Genomic DNA, 16607 nt, shown 5'->3' with positions numbered 1-16607 from the left:
AGCTATCACAACACGGGGATTCTTCAATCAAGGAATCAGCTTGTCCTGACAGGATGGCTCTAACTAGGGTAGTACCCATTCACCCCCCTGACGAGTCGAACTGGCTTGATCTCCTTCAGGGGTCAAATTTGAGCGGTGGGTTGTTGGCTGATAGATTGCGATCGCTGACGGTGACGAGTTTGGTAAACTTTAATCGGTCGGTCAATCCCCTTAAACGTCCGTTCTCCCAGCAAATAGAAGCCTTGCGGGCGTTTTAACCGTTTATAGGTATCCTCCGAAATCACACACTCACAAGGGGGACAAATGGCCTCCAAACGAGCCGCTAGATTCACCGTCGCCCCCAATACCGTATAATCTACCCGTTGGTGACTCCCCACATCCCCCACTACCGCTTTACCGCTATTAATCGCCACATGAATCTCTAAAGGTTCCGGCCAGACTTTCGCCGCATTTAAACGGTCTAAATGGCGCAACATCCCCACCGCCGCCGCTACCGCCCGATCCGCGTGGTCGGATTGAGGTTCCGGCGCACCAAAAAAGGCCATAATACAATCACCAATAAACTTATCTAACGTTCCCCCAAACTTAAACACATACTGCAACATCTCCTCAAAAAACCGATCCAACAGTTTGGCAATTTGTGCCGGAGTCATCCGTTCCGACATCGCCGTAAACCCCACTAAATCGGCGAAAATAATACTAATTTCTGCTTCCTTGGGCTTTAATCTTCCATGATCTAACGCCCCCACCGCAATTAACTGTTGCACCACCGACGGGGAGTGATAACGTTCCAACTGTTGCCGAATCCGTTCCTCTCCTTGGAGTTTCCGCGTTAATAACCACCGTTGCACACTATAGGCCACCAAATTGGCCACCGTAGAGAAAAAGCTCAAATCCTCCTCATCTTCCGAAGCGTCGGAGGTTTTGAGATTCAAACTCGCATCCGCATACATTACCCCCACCACTTGGTTTTTATCCCACAAGGGCACCGCTAAAGCCCCGCGAATCCCTTTGGCTAAAATACTATGTTCTCCTTCAAAGCGTTTATCTTCTTGAGCATCAACGGTTTTAATCGCTACTTTTTCCTTAAAAACCTGTTTACAGATACTCCGACTAATCCAGCTATGAGTCCGCGTGTTCAGATAATCCGGGAGTTCAAAACGAGTGGCCGCATCAATTAACGTTAATTCCCCATTCGTATCCACATCCACCAGCAGCGCCAGACGTTGAATATTTTTTAATTCCTTAAACACCACATCCTGCACCCGATTGAAAATCGCCTCAATGGATTCGGCCGAGTTTAAATCCTTGGCAATTTCCACCAAATACTGTAAACGAGAAATCGCCCGTTGCTGAATATTAAACGTTTCCCCCCGACTGCTATCTTCCGATTGTAACCATTGCTTTTGTAACTCCTCCGCACTGCGTAAAATCGTCATGCGGGTGGGACTGTGGGAGACTTCCGTCGTGTGGGTAGCGGTACTCGATTCAATGAGATAGGCAATCACGAAGGCATTTCCAACTTGCACCACATCATTATGGTGTAGTGGGGCAGATCCCTGTAACTGGACTTGATTTAAAAGTGTGCCATTGGTACTCCCTAGATCCTCAATCATCCATTCCTGTACGGAGTTTTGAAAAATCCGGGTATGGTGTCGAGAAATTTCCGAAAACGGTAGACACAAATCACACTCAGGTAGACGACCAATGATAAATTCAGATGATGCTACACTTACCACTCGTTCCGGAGTCCCTTCAATATGTAAGCGTAGCCGTAACTCTGTCATAGTACACTCCCAGTCTCAGGGGGGCTAAGGTTGGGTAACAAGGCCAACAGGGTTAAGTTGAGTTGATTTTTCTCCACTCTACTCAATATTTTGGCCATTGGAGGTGATCGGCGTTTGCCACGTCAAATTAATAACACTAGATTCTCTGTAGTTGCACCCTATCCTATCAAACCCAAGAATTAAGCTAAGTGTAGCGAATAACTGGGGGGACTACCACTCAGGGGGGGGGATTTCCCCCCAGATCGTTCAAGAGGGGGTGACATAAGCCACAATGGAGGAATAACGCATCTGACCAAAGGAAATTATGACTGAACTCCTCTCCATCATTGAGATCGGTGATCCTATTTTGCGCCAAAAGGCTGACCCCCTAGAGACTATTTTAGACCGGGCTTGGCAGGGGTGGATGGATCGTCTGATTGCTACGGGATTAGCGGCCAAGGGGGTGGGAATTGCAGCGCCGCAAGTCTCGGAGTCCTGCCGTTTGTTTGTGGTGGCCTCTCGACCTAATGGGCGCTATCCCTATGCTCCGGAGATGGAACCCACGGTGATGATTAACCCTTGTATTCTGAGCTATTCGGGGGAGATGGTGAAGGATTGGGAGGGGTGTTTGAGTGTGCCGGGTGTCCGGGGTTTGGTGAAGCGCGATCGCCAAATTGAGGTCAGTTATTTAGACCGTTGGGGACACCCTCAACAACAGGTTTTAACAGATTTTGTCGCACGGATTTTTCAGCATGAGTTAGATCATCTCGACGGCATTTTATTTGTGGATCGTTTGGCAAGCGAAGCCGATCGTTTTACTGAGGAAGAATATCAAGCCCTGATTCTGTCGGAAGCCCCCCTTTCCAAGGGATAAAACCCAATCAAAGTCCCCCTTCCCAAGGGATAAAACCCAAGTAAAGTCCCCCTTTCAAAGGGGGATTTAGGGGGATAAAACACCTAAAAACTCCTCAAATTGAACCTCACACCAAATTATGACCTACACCCAACCTAAAACCCTAAACTTTGAACAATTTATCTTGATCGTCGGAAGAAGACCTTCGATTTTATCGACGGGATGAATGACGACATATTACAACAGTATCCCCCGAATTGTAAAATTGTGCTATAATCTTACTAGCAATGAGCAAGAATTGAATGCTTAACCTTACTTACAACTATAAGATAATTCCAACCAAAGAGCAGACAGAGAAGATCGAATTGAATTTAACTGTCTGCCAATCTGTTTGGAACTATGCTTTGGCTCAAAGAAAGCTTTGGTATAACAGTCGTAGTTGTCAGGTTAACGCTTGCTCTATTCGTTCTGAATATATTGTTGCTCCCTTTGAATATCCTAACTACCATACTCAATCTGCCAATCTAACCCAAGCTAAAAAGACTAACGATTTCCTTAAGTCTGGTAATGCCCAAGCGATGCAGCAAACATTGCGGAAATTAGATCGGGCGTTTAACGACATGAAAAGCAAGGGACTAGGTTTTCCTCGCTTCAAGAGGAACATGAAGTCTTTTAATTTAGTTAGTAGCAGAATTGAAGTCAATGGTAACAAGCTAAAGATGCCTCTATTGGGGGAAGTTAAGTTTGTCAAGTCACGGGATATTCCAGAGGGTTTTAAGATCAAACAAGTTCAAGTAATCAAGAAAGCATCGGGTTACTATGTCAACTTAGCAATTGAGCTTGATGTTAATATCCCAACCCCAATACCTCATGGTCACGCTTTGGGGATTGATGTTGGGATTCAAAGTATGCTGGCAACTTCCGACGGTTTGATTCTTCCTAGGCCGAAGTTTTTAGATAAAGCACGGCGTAAGATTAAATTACTACAAAGAAGGCTTAAAAATAAAAACAAAGGGTCCAATAAATGGCAGAAACTACAGCATCGGATCGCTCTATTACATGAAGCTGTAGCCAACAGAAGAAAGGATTACCACTTCAAGTTAGCCCATCAACTCTGTGATGGAGTCGGGATGGTATTTGTTGAAGATATTAACTTCACAGCTTGGAGTAGAGGACTATTCTGTAAGCAGTCTCTAGATATGGGTTTAGGTCAATTCTTTACTATTTTGGAATATGTTTGTTCTCAAACGGATACATATTTTGCCAAGGTAAATCCAGACTATACCTCTCAAGTTTGTCCTGAATGTGGAACCCATACAGGGAAGAAAGAACTCTCTCAAAGGGTTCACTCTTGCTCTGAATGTGGCTACACCGTGGATCGGGATGTTGCTGCTTCAATAATAGTAAAACAGCGTGGATTAACTGCGGTCGGTGCGCCCGTGGTCAAACAGCCCAGTAATGGCGTTCTGTCGGGGACTTCGGTCTAGATAAGAGTCTATATGGGAATCCCTCGCTTTCAGCGATGGGAGGTTCAACGGTAAGCCAAAGCAACCGACTTTTACTGTCTGTGAGTTAGTCAACGGATTTTATCAACAGGAACAATATCGTTTAGGGGAGTTAATTTCCTCTCGTCTATTCCCGAATTTAGCATTAAAACTTGATGATTTGATGCCCCTTTAAAAGGGGTATAAAACTCAATCCTATTCAAAAAAAACTCTAGTATTTTTGGTAAAAAATCACTAAAACTATGAAATCAAGTACAACACGCTATGCTGGTTTGTTGGGGGCTTTAGGCTCACCCGTCCGCTTGTTTATTGTGCGGTTTCTGGTGAAAAAGTACCCCCACGAAATTACAGTAGCAGAACTGCTTGAACGAGTTAAGATTTCCAATTCTGCCATTTCTCGTCATTTAGATAAGTTAAAACAACAGGGAATTGTCCGGGTGAGAAAAGATAAACAATATGTGTTTTATTCCCTGAATACAGAAGTGTTGGAGGATTTAATTGCCTTTTTTTATACAGAATGTTGTGTGAAACAGCATATTGTGGACTGGCAGAAGATTACTCAACATAATGAGGGGTTTGTGTTAGGTCAAATTCTCCACAAAAACCCCCAACAAGAGGATTTAGAGGCGTTTATTCCCCATCATATTTATGAGCGCTTGGGGGGAAAAGCGGTGCAGGTGTTGCTGTTGGCACGGATGGAGGCGATGCGCTTAAAACAGGAGAAGATAGAGACGGAACATATTCTTTTAGGGTTGTTGGGGGAAGGCAGCGGGGGGGCGGCACGGGCTTTGAAGTTGGCGGGTTTAGATTTAGCACAAGCACGGTCTTTTGTCAAGAGTAAATTAGAGGCTCAAAAAGGGGGGATTATGGCATTTTCCCCGATGGCTCAACAAGTTTTACAGTTTTCTCTGGAGGAGGCGATCGCATCGGGTCATATTTTGATCGGTAGTGAGCATCTCTTGTTAGGGGTGACTCGTCTCTGGAAGCAGTTACTCCCCCACCCAGAAAAGTTTTGTCCCGCTTTAGTGTTGCTGACGGAATTAGGCATAGATCCCCCCACTTTAGAAAAATCTCTGCGCGGAGCTTAATTTTTGAGAACTAGAGATCAGGGGATGTGAAAAATTTGTCCTGATGAATAGCAAGAAACTCCGTATCAGGAAATAGAAACCTGACACGGATTAAATTTGCTATGCACACATACATTACAGTAGTTCTCCTGAGCTTACTATCAATTGTTCCGGCTGTGAAGGCAGGACTAACTGAAATTAGCACGGTGCGCGAACCTCTGCAAATCAGTTCAGCCGAGCCTAGCGCGGGGTCTGACACTTGTAGCGATTACTGCTCTAGCGATCGCGGCAGTGGCCGAGTGAACCGTTATAAAGGCCATAAAGAGTTTGATGCAACTAAGGAGCGCGGCAGTGGACGACTCGAAGAAAAAACCCCGAAAGAAATGGCTTAAAATCCATTTGTAATCCAATCATCAGGGACACAAGAGAGTGTCCCTTTTTGCTGTTTTTCTCTTCACAAGGGCAGGGAAAAGCCTAACGCGGTTTTGACTCGCTCTAACACGACTTGGGCGCTCTGTTCGGCTTTCTGGCGACCTTCCCGTAAAATACCGTCTAAATAGCCCGGATCTGCCATAATGTCCTGATATTTCCTTTGGATGGGTTCTAGTGCCGCAATGGTGGTTTCTGTTAACAGGGGTTTAAATTGCCCCCAGCCCATATCTTGACATTCTTGGGCGACGGCTTCTTTACTTTGCCCAGAGAGTAAGGCATAAAGGGTTAAGAGGTTATTACATTCGGGGCGTTCGGGGTTGTCGAATTCTAGGCCTTTGATGGGATCGGTTTTGCAGCGTTTAATTTTTTTGGCGATCGCATCGGGACTATCCAACAGGTTAATCCGACTCTGCTCTGAGGGATCCGACTTCGACATTTTCTTGCTGCCATCGGTCAAACTCATCACCCGCGCTCCATCCTTGCGAATTAAGGGATCCGGGAGTTTTAACACTGGTTGCTCCGGTTTGCCGAATTGGTCATTCATGCGAATGACAATATCCCGTGTTAACTCAATATGCTGCTTTTGGTCTTCTCCCACCGGGACTAAATCTGCATCATAGAGCAAAATGTCGGCCGCCATCAGCACGGGATAATCCAATAAGCCCACGCTGACATTTTCCCCCTGTTTAATCGCCTTTTCTTTAAACTGAATCATCCGTTCTAGCCAATTAATGGGGGTGACACAGTTCAATAACCAAGCGAGTTCACTGTGGGCGGAAATATGGGACTGGACGAAAATTGTAGAATATTGTAGGTCAATGCCACAAGCTAAATAGAGGGCGGCGATCGCATAAGTATCAGCCGCCAAGCTGGCGGGGTTATGGGGAACTGTAATGGCGTGTAAATCCACCACACAAAAATAATTGTCATAGTCCTGTTGAGACTCCACCCAGTTCCGAATTGCCCCTAAATAGTTGCCTAAATGTAAATTCCCGGTGGGTTGAACTCCTGAAAGAACTCGCTTTTTACTCATGCGTCTTAGTAAGGGAAGGTTATCTACGCTTCACATAATGGTTTTCTTTCCTCAATTATGCCCAAAGATGTCCCCGCTTTATGGTTAACTCCTTAAGCAGCAAGGAACCGTGGGGAAATCGGGACTCGGGCAGGGGCAAGAGATCAGACATTGCATGGGAATTCCGAAAAAATCACAGTAGGATCGAAACAGAGAGCGCACAAAACCCTTACCCTTACGTCTTATGGCATCTGTTGACCACGTTAAACAATACCTTGCTCATTGGTTATTACTAGGAAAATCGGTTCATTTACACAATGGACAAGTGATCAAACCTCAATCGATTGTGCAGGGCGATCGCTATTCTCCAGAATTTGAGCAGTGTTGGCAACAGATTTTAGCCGCTGAGGGTCGGGACTGCTACTTAGAAGGTACAGATACCACGATTCAAGCTCTATTGTCCCCTGCCTGGGATCTCATTCTTTGCGCCCGTTGTGATATGCCCATTCCCTTAAAATTACGCGGAACACCTCCCAATGCTTGCCCCTGTCATGATATTCCCTCTTGGCCTAATTCTGAGTTGCCGAAACCTCGCCTTCCCAAGGATACCCAAGAACATTTAAGGGGATTGCGCGATCGCCTACAACAAATTGGCAGCCTTCCCCCCTCTTGTCCCTTACGTTCCCAACCTTCTCCCATTCCCCCTAACTCCCCCGGACTCCCCTATGCCATGGCCGTCCATTTACTGAAACCTCGGGGAAGCCAAACCCCCCCCATCTCCCCTCCTCCTAGTGACGAGGCGCTTCATTGCCCAGTTAAACAAGCGAAGCCCTCTTGATAAGCAGAGGAATAGGGAAATTAGGGAGTCGGGAATCGGCGTAGGGGCGCGGGGGGAGGGGGAGAGAGGGAGACAAGGAATTAAGACTTACTACTTATTACCTAGGGTCTGCTGAATAACACGCCTATGCTAGGCTCAACAAGGGAACAGGGAACTCTTAACAGGGAACAGATCATCTAAAACTGGCACGATTGCCTATTCCCGACTCCCGACTCCCGACTCCCGACTCCCGATTCCCCAACTCTCGGACTTATTCAGCAAGCCCTACCTATTACCTCCCCCTTCCCGTTCCCCGTTCCCTAAAATAAAAGAGTTTTGGCTATTCACTAGCCACTATTCCCCTGCTCCCCCTCTCCCCTATTCCCTGTTCCCTATTCCCTAGAATATTCACAGCGATCGCACACCCCATGCACTGTCACCTCATACCCCTCCACCTGTAAACCGGGACGCAATCGCTCAAAGGTCATTTCTGGAAAATCTTCCCAAGGAATATCCTCAATTTTGCCACAACATTTACAACGGAAATGGTGATGGCGGTTGACGTTGGCATCATACCGACAAACCCCCTCCTCCAATAACACCGCCTTGACTAAATTCACCTGACACAAAGCCTGTAGAGAACTATACACCGTCGCCTGAGAAGACCTCGGCGCTTCTTGGTTTAAATCTTGCAAAATTTGTTCAGCCGTCGGGTGATCCTTCCGTTCCAGCAAATTGGCATAAACGGCAAATCGCTGAGGTGTCACCCGTAAGCCCTTGCTTTTCATGGTTTTAACGATTTGATCCGCTTGCTGCTGCATATCACCTTACTCCGACTCCACAATAAACCGCGAAAATTAACACTCCCTCGCTAAAGGATTTTACCGACTCAACAGCCCCACGACCCACGGACCCTCACTAAGTCATGATTTCTTGCCGATTACAGCCTCCTTGATTGTTCTATGTTAGCAGTCCTATCTCAGAATAGTTCTTTTTTAGGAAAAATTAATAAATTAGGTAATTATTACTATTGACTTTTTCTTAAATCAGAATTATTCTGAGATATGTGAGGAAACAACCCAGTGAAACCGTTGCAATGCCTTGGCAATTGCTTTAACAAAAATGTTGCGGAATTCCCCTTCCTCGCCAACGGCAGGGTGGGGTAGTTCACACAGTTCAAACCAAACAGTTCAAACACTGATTAAATATTGAGAGGTTATTTATGGCTGCAATTGAAAGAGTGCCTGATGTCGTATTTAAAACCCGCGTGCGTGATGAGTCCGTGCCGGGTCCCAATCCCTACCGTTGGGAAGACAAAACCACTCAAGAAATCTTCGGCGGCAAAAAAGTAGTGGTATTCTCCCTTCCTGGAGCCTTCACCCCCACCTGCTCCTCTAACCACCTGCCCCGTTATGAAGAATTATACGAAGAATTCAAAGCCCAAGGCGTAGATCAAATCATCTGCGTTTCCGTGAACGATGCTTTTGTGATGTTCCAGTGGGGCAAACAAATCGGCGCGAAAAATGTGTTCTTACTGCCCGATGGCAACGGCGAATTCACCCGCAAAATGGGGATGTTAGTAGATAAAGCTAACCTCGGTTTCGGGATGCGTTCTTGGCGCTACTCCATGCTGGTGAACGATGGCAAGATTGAAAAACTGTTTGTTGAGCCCGGTTACTCTGACAACTGCCCCAGTGATCCCTTTGAAACCTCTGATGCAGACACCATGTTAGCGTACCTGAAAGGGACTGAATCTCAAGGTGTTTCTGAGCCTCGTTTAGAATTTGTGGGCTAGACCCTGACTAAATACCCCCATTTAGGCTAAAGCGGGCAGTTTGCCCGCTTTTCTTGTGCAAATTTTGTTAAGTTCTCTCGGAAATCGACCCTATCTGAGGGAAACTAAGAAGGAGAAACCCTAGTAGGTTCCTGTGGGGCGTATCCTCCTTGACCCCCATGCAGATATTGAGAGACAACAAAACCCATGCTTGATCCTATTGCACCTTGGCCGACGGTAGACCATTCCCCTGACCTGCAAATTACCGAAGAAGTTCGCCTAGCGGCGATTGATATTGGGACTAACTCCATTCATATGGTGGTAGTCCGGATTGATCCACATCTTCCGGCCTTTACGATTATTGCGCGGGAAAAGGATACGGTGCGTTTAGGGGATTCTGACCCCAAGACGGGGGATCTCACCCCAGAAGCGGTGGAACGGGCGATGACGACTCTGGCACGCTGTCAGAACTTAGCGACCAGTTTTGGGGCGCAATATATTGTAGCGGCGGCCACCAGTGCGGTGCGGGAAGCTCCCAATGGCAATGAGTTTATTAAACGGGTGGATAAGGAGTTAGGGTTACAAATTGACCTGATTTCAGGGCCGGAGGAGGCGAGACGGATTTATTTAGGGGTTTTGTCGGGGATGGAATTTGATCCGACTCCCCATGTGATTATTGATATTGGTGGCGGGTCTACGGAGTTGGTTTTGTGCGATCGCCAAGAAGCCCGTTTTCTCAGTAGTACCAAAGTGGGGGCGGTGCGTTTAACCCATGAGTTTATCACGACAGATCCCATTAGCTCCCAAGAGTTAACCTATTTACGGGCTTATGTGCGGGGGATGTTAGAACGCCCAGTCGAACAGATTCAAAAGGGGCTAGAAGCGGGGGAAGTTCCCCGTTTAGTCGGGACTTCCGGGACGATTGAAACCTTGGCTGTCCTCCACGCTAAGATGACCACAGGCAATCCTCCCAATCCTCTCCAAGGGTATCGGATTAGCCAGGAAACCTTACTAGACCTGACTCATACCCTCGCGAGTTCTGATTATAGCGATCGCCTAAACCTGCCCGGAATGTCGGAAAGACGCGCTGAGATTATTGTAGCGGGGGCGGTAATTCTGACGGAAGCCATGCAGATGTTGGATCTTAAGGAAATTATCATCTGTGAACGAGCCTTAAGGGAAGGGATGATCGTCGATTGGATGCTGTCTCATGGTTTAATTAGCGATCGCCTCCGTTTTCAAAGTGAAGTCCGAGAACGCAGTGTTTATAAAATTGCCCGCAAATACAAAGTCAAAATGGACTATAGTGAGCGCGTGGCACAATTTGCCCTCAGTTTATTTGACCAACTCCACGACAAACTACACTACTGGAACGAAGAAGAACGAGAACTATTATGGGCGGCCGGAATGCTCCATAATAGTGGTCTTTATATTAGTCATTCTGCCCACCATAAACACTCCTATTATCTCATTCGTCATGCGGAGTTATTAGGCTTTACGGAAACGGAAATAGAAGTGATTGCTAATATTGCCCGTTATCACCGGAAAAATAAGCCTAAAAAGAAACACGAAAACTATCAAAACCTACCGAACAAGCACTATCGCCATGTTGTCGATCAACTTAGTGCTATTTTACGTCTTGCCGTAGCCTGTGACCGTCGGCAAATTGGAGGAGTCGCTTCCATTGACTGTGATTATTACCCCCACCACAAGGAATTAATTTTATATCTGACTCCCCGTATTTCTGGGGATGATTGTGGTTTGGAGAAATGGAATTTAGAGTATAAAAAGGACGTATTTGAGGAAGAGTTTGGAGTGAAAGTTCAGGTGGAGGTACAAGGGAGTTAATCAGTAGGGTCTGCTGTTCACTTCGTGACGCTCCGCGAACGCGAAGCGTTGCGTAGCAATATATCCCTCTAAGCAGTGTTACTAGGACTTTCAGCCGTTTATACCAAATTAAATAGACTTGAGGGCAAAAACCTGAATTTCCCCTGTTCCCTGTTCCCCGTTCCCTGTTCCCTAGCCCCACGAATAGAGTTATTCAGCAAGCCCTCAGTAGACATCTTTCTCTCGCCAAAAACGGCAGGATCTTCCTAGAAATCCTGCCGCTTATAAATTGAACACCTTATTTCTTGTTGCAAGCTGGTGATGATTAGCAATCAAGAGAACAAAGCATTAGAGTCTAGCGCATTTCACCTTCATTATTGTTTTCTAAACCAGAAGCAGAACGAATTAGGGTAGAGATTTGACGATGACGGTTGTTGTCGCGTTCGCGCTTGCGAGCATTCAATAATCGAGCTTGTTTGTTGATCATCATAATCTGGATCTCCGATGGTAAATTACAATACAGTTCAAAGCCAGTGCGTTATTTCTGTAACTTTAACTACATTTTAACGACAATTTCATTCTATGTCATCCCCTGATGGATGTCAGTTAACAAAACGATAAGATTTGGGGGCGTTTGGGTAAAATCCTTGGGTTCTAAGGCGCAAAAACCCTTATCTGACCAAGGATAGCCCCCAGCTAAGGATTCTGAACCCCCGGTAAAAATACTCCCCCCCAAAGAGGCTCAAACCCTAACAAGTTGTAAAGATGAGTCTAAAATTTCCTTAAGAACTCGCCCCGAACCCAAAAGATTGATCGAGAATCAAACAACGTTAAAGTGTAGGAATCTAGGCTTAAAAGCTTCCCGCCCTCTAGATTCAGGCTGAAAACGAACTGAACCCTAAGTGTTATAGAGAAGCATCAATGAACAGCAACAAGCTGCCGTCTAAACAAGGATTATATGAGCCACAGTTCGAGCATGACGCTTGTGGTGTTGGTTTTATTGTTCATAAGTTGGGGAAGAAATCACATGAAATTATCGAACAAGCCTTAACCATACTATTCAATCTAGACCACCGAGGCGCCTGTGGCTGTGAACCGAATACGGGCGACGGTGCTGGGATATTGATGCAAGTGCCGCACAAGTTTCTCAAAAAAGTGGCCGCCGCCGAGAATATTAATTTACCTGAACCCGGACAGTATGGGGTGGGGATGATTTATAGTTCCCGGGACCCCCAACAGAGGCAACAAAGCCGTCAGCGCTTTGAGCAGATTGTGGCCGAGGAAGGGCAACAGGTGTTAGGGTGGCGTGATGTTCCCACCAATAATAGTCCTTTGGGGGCAACGGCTCAAGCCAGTGAGCCTTTTATGGAACAGGTATTCATCCAACGGGGGGCTAATCTGACCGATGATCTGGCTTTTGATCGGAAACTCTATATTATCCGGAAGCGATCACACGAAATCCGGGCAACCGGTTTAGATCCTTGTTGGTACCCCGCCAGTCTCTCCTGTCGGACGATGGTTTATAAAGGGATGTTGATGCCTGTCCAGGTGGGGGAATATTACCCCGAACTCCATGATCCCGACATGGAAAGCGCTCTAGCTTTAGTGCATTCCCGCTTCAGTACCAATACATTCCCCAGTTGGGAGCGATCGCACCCCTACCGCTACATTGCCCATAACGGCGAGATTAACACCCTCCGAGGCAATATTAACTGGATGCACGCCCGCCAGTCCCTGTTTAAATCCGACCTGTTTGGGGACGACCTCGAAAAAATTCAGCCCGTCATCAACCTTGAAGGCAGCGACTCCACCATCTTTGATAATGCCCTAGAACTACTGGTTTTAGGCGGGCGCTCCCTCCCCCACGCCGTCATGATGATGATTCCTGAACCTTGGACCAATCACGAGTCCATGAGTGCAGAGAAAAAGGCGTTTTATAAATACCACTCCTGCTTAATGGAACCCTGGGATGGTCCAGCCTCCATTGCCTTCACCGACGGCACCATGATCGGCGCAGTCCTTGACCGCAACGGGTTACGCCCCTCCCGCTACTACGTCACCCATGATGACTTAGTGATTATGGCCTCGGAAGCGGGAGTATTACCCATCGAACCGGAACGAGTTGCCTTTAAAGGTCGCCTCCAACCCGGTCGGATGTTCTTGGTCAACATGGCCGAAGGGCGCATTGTCGCCGATGAAGAAATTAAGCACAGCATCGCCAGCGCCCAACCCTATCAAGAGTGGATTGACCAACAGATGGTTAATCTAGCCGACCTCAAAGACGCGCCCACCCTGCAACCTCTCACCGACACCCTGCCCCTCGTCCAACGTCAGACCGCCTTCGGCTATACCTTTGAGCAGTTGCGCATCCTGATGACCCCCATGGCGCGGGATGGTGTGGAAGCGGTGGGGTCGATGGGAACCGATACCCCCCTAGCGGTACTCTCCGACCGTCCCAAGTTGCTCTATGACTACTTCCAGCAACTATTCGCCCAAGTCACTAACCCCCCCATTGACTCCATCCGGGAGGCGATTATTACCTCCGCCGAGACAACCATTGGGGCGGAACGGAACCTACTGGAACCCCAACCCGAAAGCTGTCATTTGATTAGCCTACCGACCCCCATTCTGACCGATGGGGAGTTAGCTAAATTAAAATATGTAGACGAGGGCGGCTTTAAATCGATTACCCTGCCCATCCTCTTTGACCCTAAAGCCGGAGTTCAAGGGCTAGAAGGTCGGATGGAGGAGATATTTAGCCAAGCCAGTCAGGCCATTAACGACGGCATCAACCTAATTATTCTCTCCGACCGGGGCGTAGATACCAATCATGCCCCCATTCCCGCCTTATTAGCCGTTGCGGGGTTACACCATCACCTGATTCGGGAAGGCACCCGTACCCGTGTGGGCTTAATCCTAGAGTCCGGCGAACCTCGGGAAGTTCACCACTACGCCACCTTAATTGGCTATGGTTGCTGTGCCGTTAACCCTTACTTAGCCTTTGAAACCATCGACCAGATGATCCAAGAGGGCTTACTGGTGAATGTGGAATACGACAAGGCCTGTAAGAATTACATCAAAGCGGCGACTAAAGGCGTGATTAAAGTCGCCTCGAAGATTGGGGTTTCCACCATTCAAAGTTACCGAGGGGCGCAAATTTTCGAGGCCATTGGCTTAGATCATTCGGTGGTGGATAAATACTTCTCTTGGACTGCTTCCCGCATTGAAGGGTCAGATTTAGAAGTCATTACGAAAGAGGCTATTTTACGCCATAGCCACGCCTTCCCCGACCGTCCCACCAATGGTCACACCTTAGATGTGGGTGGGGAGTATCAATGGCGCAAAGATGGCGAGGCGCACCTGTTGAGTCCCGAAGCCATCCACAGCTTACAAAAAGCCGTGCAAACCGGGGACTATGACCTGTATAAGAAATATGCGGTCTTGATTAACGAACAGAACAAGCAGTATTTCACCCTGCGCGGTCTGTTGGAGTTCAAAGCCCGGGATCCCATTCCCTTAGAGGAAGTAGAACCCATTGAAGCGATTATGAAACGCTTCAAAACCGGGGCGATGAGTTATGGGTCGATTTCCAAAGAAGCCCACGAAAGCCTAGCCATTGCCATGAATCGCATCGGCGGCCGTTCCAACACTGGGGAAGGGGGGGAAGACCCAGAACGCTATACTTGGACTAATGAACGGGGCGACTCGAAAAATAGCGCCATTAAACAGGTGGCTTCGGGGCGCTTTGGTGTCACCAGTTTGTACTTGTCCCAAGCGAAAGAAATTCAGATCAAGATGGCGCAAGGGGCGAAACCCGGAGAAGGGGGACAACTGCCCGGCCGGAAGGTCTATCCTTGGATTGCTAAAGTGCGCCACTCAACCCCCGGTGTGGGTTTAATTTCCCCGCCGCCCCACCATGATATTTATTCCATTGAGGACTTAGCGGAACTCATCCACGACCTGAAAAACGCCAATCGGGAAGCCCGGATTAGTGTGAAGTTAGTCTCAGAGGTGGGAGTCGGAACGATTGCGGCCGGGGTATCCAAAGCCCACGCCGACGTGGTGCTGATTTCCGGGTTTGATGGGGGAACCGGGGCCTCTCCCCAGACCTCGATTAAGCACGCGGGCTTACCGTGGGAGTTAGGATTAGCCGAAACCCATCAAACCTTAGTGTTAAATAATCTGCGTTCTCGGATTGCCGTAGAAACCGATGGTCAGATGAAAACCGGGCGAGATATTGCGATCGCCACCCTCCTCGGCGCGGAAGAATACGGCTTTTCCACCGCCCCCCTCGTCACCCTCGGCTGCATCATGATGCGCGTTTGCCACATGAACACCTGTCCCGCAGGTATCGCCACCCAAAACCCCGAACTGCGCAAAAACTTCATCGGAGATCCCGAATATACGGTTAACTTTATGAAGTTTGTCGCCCAAGAATTACGGGAAATCATGGCGCAACTCGGATTCCGCACCATCAACGAAATGGTCGGTCGGACCGATGTATTAGAAGCCAAACAAGCGGTTGATCATTGGAAAGCCAAAGGCATTGATTTGTCTAAGATTCTCTATCAGCCCGAAGTGGGGCCTGAAGTAGGGCGCTATTGCCAAATGACCCAAGATCATGGCTTAGACAAATCCCTTGACATGACCACCCTGTTGGATTTGTGCAAACCTGCCATTGAAAACGGCGAAAAAGTGAAGGCCACCTTACCGATTAAAAACACTAATCGGGTAGTGGGGACGATTTTGGGCAACGAAATCACCAAACGTCACTGGGACGGCCTGCCGGAGGATACAGTGCATTTGCACTTCCAAGGCAGCGCAGGTCAAAGCTTTGGGGCCTTTGTTCCCAAGGGAGTCACCCTAGAGTTAGAAGGGGATGCCAACGACTACTTTGGAAAAGGACTCAGTGGCGGCAAAGTCATTGTTTATGCTCCCCCCGTTTCTAGCTTTGTTCCCGAAGAAAACATCATCATCGGTAATGTAGCCTTCTACGGAGCCACCGGAGGCGAGGCCTATATTGGCGGAGTCGCCGGGGAGCGCTTCTGTGTGCGGAACTCTGGAGTCCGGACTGTGGTGGAAGCAGTAGGAGATCATGCCTGTGAGTACATGACGGGCGGAAAAGTGATCGTCCTCGGTAGTACCGGGCGCAATTTTGGCGCTGGGATGAGTGGCGGGATTGCCTACGTCTTGGATGAAGCGGGGGATTTTGCCAGCCGTTGTAATACCGAGATGTCGGACTTAGAAACCTTGGAAGATCCCGAAGAGATCACCGAGATTCACCAAATGATCCAAAACCACGCTAAATATACCCAAAGTCGGAAAGCACAACAGGTTTTAGAGAATTGGGAGGAAATGCGACCCAAGTTCGTGAAAGTTATGCCTCGGGATTACAAACGGGTGCTACAAGCCATCCAGAAGGCTCTACAAGCGGGTTTAAGTGGCGATGATGCCCTAAGCGCTGCTTTTGAAGAGAATGCCCGTGATGTGGCTCGAATTGGGGGTAGTTAATTGAAGGGAACGGGGAACAGGGAATAGGGAATAAGTCTTAATT

Annotated in this window: 12 protein-coding genes and 1 pseudogene; 9 read left to right on the top strand and 4 right to left on the bottom strand. The window is 47.8% G+C overall.

Annotation, left to right across the window (positions count from 1 at the left end):
- Positions 1-122 precede the first annotated feature (122 nt).
- Positions 123-1787 carry an adenylate/guanylate cyclase domain-containing protein gene (locus SPI9445_RS23980; protein WP_017303041.1) on the bottom strand — a complete coding sequence of 555 codons (1665 nt, stop codon included), beginning with the start codon at positions 1785-1787 and terminating at the stop codon, positions 123-125.
- Between the two features lie 304 nt (positions 1788-2091).
- Here SPI9445_RS23980 and def point away from each other — a divergent pair, with 304 nt between their 5' ends.
- From def to SPI9445_RS0101965, 5 genes and pseudogenes are all read left to right on the top strand, one after another.
- Positions 2092-2640 (top strand): peptide deformylase, encoded by a 549-nt coding sequence (gene def / locus SPI9445_RS0101980; RefSeq protein ID WP_017303040.1) that lies wholly within the window; start codon positions 2092-2094, stop codon positions 2638-2640.
- A gap of 281 nt (positions 2641-2921) precedes the next feature.
- Complete coding sequence (locus SPI9445_RS0101975; RefSeq protein WP_017303039.1) at positions 2922-4106, top strand: RNA-guided endonuclease InsQ/TnpB family protein; 1185 nt, start codon at positions 2922-2924, stop codon at positions 4104-4106.
- Positions 4107-4146: 40 nt separating this feature from the next.
- Positions 4147-4299 (top strand): annotated as a pseudogene (locus SPI9445_RS31850) (Uma2 family endonuclease); the annotation flags it as partial.
- Positions 4300-4366: 67 nt separating this feature from the next.
- Complete coding sequence (locus SPI9445_RS0101970) at positions 4367-5212, top strand: ArsR/SmtB family transcription factor (protein ID WP_017303038.1); 846 nt, start codon at positions 4367-4369, stop codon at positions 5210-5212.
- Between the two features lie 101 nt (positions 5213-5313).
- Entirely contained in the window at positions 5314-5583 is a 270-nt protein-coding gene (locus SPI9445_RS0101965) for a hypothetical protein (protein ID WP_017303037.1), read from the top strand.
- A gap of 62 nt (positions 5584-5645) precedes the next feature.
- Here SPI9445_RS0101965 and trpS read toward each other — a convergent pair whose 3' ends face one another.
- Positions 5646-6656: a tryptophan--tRNA ligase gene (gene trpS / locus SPI9445_RS0101960; protein ID WP_017303036.1), complete on the bottom strand. Its 1011-nt coding sequence runs from the start codon at positions 6654-6656 to the stop codon at positions 5646-5648.
- Between the two features lie 223 nt (positions 6657-6879).
- Between trpS and SPI9445_RS23975 the strand changes: the two genes are divergently transcribed.
- Positions 6880-7473 carry a hypothetical protein gene (locus SPI9445_RS23975; protein ID WP_017303035.1) on the top strand — a complete coding sequence of 198 codons (594 nt, stop codon included), beginning with the start codon at positions 6880-6882 and terminating at the stop codon, positions 7471-7473.
- Positions 7474-7844: 371 nt separating this feature from the next.
- On the opposite strand, the gene SPI9445_RS0101950 is transcribed toward SPI9445_RS23975, so the two are convergent.
- A complete protein-coding gene (locus SPI9445_RS0101950; RefSeq protein ID WP_017303034.1) occupies positions 7845-8273 on the bottom strand; it encodes a Fur family transcriptional regulator in 429 nt (142 codons plus the stop codon).
- A gap of 401 nt (positions 8274-8674) precedes the next feature.
- Between SPI9445_RS0101950 and SPI9445_RS0101945 the strand changes: the two genes are divergently transcribed.
- Both SPI9445_RS0101945 and SPI9445_RS0101940 read left to right on the top strand, forming a co-directional pair.
- On the top strand, positions 8675-9247 hold the full coding sequence (locus tag SPI9445_RS0101945; protein ID WP_017303033.1) for a peroxiredoxin: 573 nt from the start codon (positions 8675-8677) through the stop codon (positions 9245-9247).
- 186 nt (positions 9248-9433) lie between these two features.
- Entirely contained in the window at positions 9434-11074 is a 1641-nt protein-coding gene (locus SPI9445_RS0101940; protein WP_017303032.1) for a Ppx/GppA phosphatase family protein, read from the top strand.
- Positions 11075-11408: 334 nt separating this feature from the next.
- Here SPI9445_RS0101940 and SPI9445_RS31565 read toward each other — a convergent pair whose 3' ends face one another.
- A complete protein-coding gene (locus tag SPI9445_RS31565; RefSeq protein ID WP_017303031.1) occupies positions 11409-11543 on the bottom strand; it encodes a hypothetical protein in 135 nt (44 codons plus the stop codon).
- Between the two features lie 431 nt (positions 11544-11974).
- On the opposite strand from SPI9445_RS31565, the gene gltB reads away from it, so the two are divergent.
- Positions 11975-16564, top strand: a complete 4590-nt coding sequence (gene gltB / locus SPI9445_RS0101925) for a glutamate synthase large subunit (protein WP_026079462.1) — start codon at positions 11975-11977, stop codon at positions 16562-16564.
- Positions 16565-16607 lie beyond the last annotated feature (43 nt).

The organism is Spirulina subsalsa PCC 9445, from assembly GCF_000314005.1.
GTDB classification, from domain to species: domain Bacteria; phylum Cyanobacteriota; class Cyanobacteriia; order Cyanobacteriales; family Spirulinaceae; genus Spirulina_A; species Spirulina_A subsalsa.
The sequence above is the reverse complement of the archived record's forward strand: the minus strand, read 5'-3'. Positions and strand labels throughout refer to the sequence as shown.